Source organism: Faecalibacterium sp. DFI.5.82 (genome assembly GCF_029076575.1).
GTDB lineage: Bacteria > Bacillota > Clostridia > Oscillospirales > Ruminococcaceae > Faecalibacterium > Faecalibacterium duncaniae.
Genome location: NZ_JARFIS010000653.1, coordinates 1 through 304, shown reverse-complemented (window position 1 = coordinate 304; position 304 = coordinate 1). Strand labels below are relative to the sequence as shown.

Here is a 304-nt window from a genome sequence, read left to right as displayed (position 1 = left end):
GTAGCCGCCCCGCCGGGCGGCATCCAGCTCCTTCTGCTGCGTGCCCTTGCGCTGGCGCACCACAGGAGCCAGCACCTGGAATTTGGTGCCGTCCTCCAGCTAGAGCACGGCATCCACCATCTCATCCACGGTCTGCTGGCTGATGACACGGCCGCACACCGGGCAGTGGGGCACGCCCACCCGGGCATACAGCAGGCGCAGGTAATCATAGATCTCGGTCACGGTGCCCTCGGTAGAGCGGGGGTTGTGGCTGGTGGTATTCTGGTCAATGGAAATGGCCGGCGACAGGCCGGTGATCTCATCC

General features: G+C 65.1%; 1 pseudogene. It reads right to left on the bottom strand.

The annotated features are described in order from the left end of the window. Window positions 1-304: pseudogene (locus tag P0G09_RS18290) on the bottom strand (excinuclease ABC subunit UvrA); the annotation flags it as partial.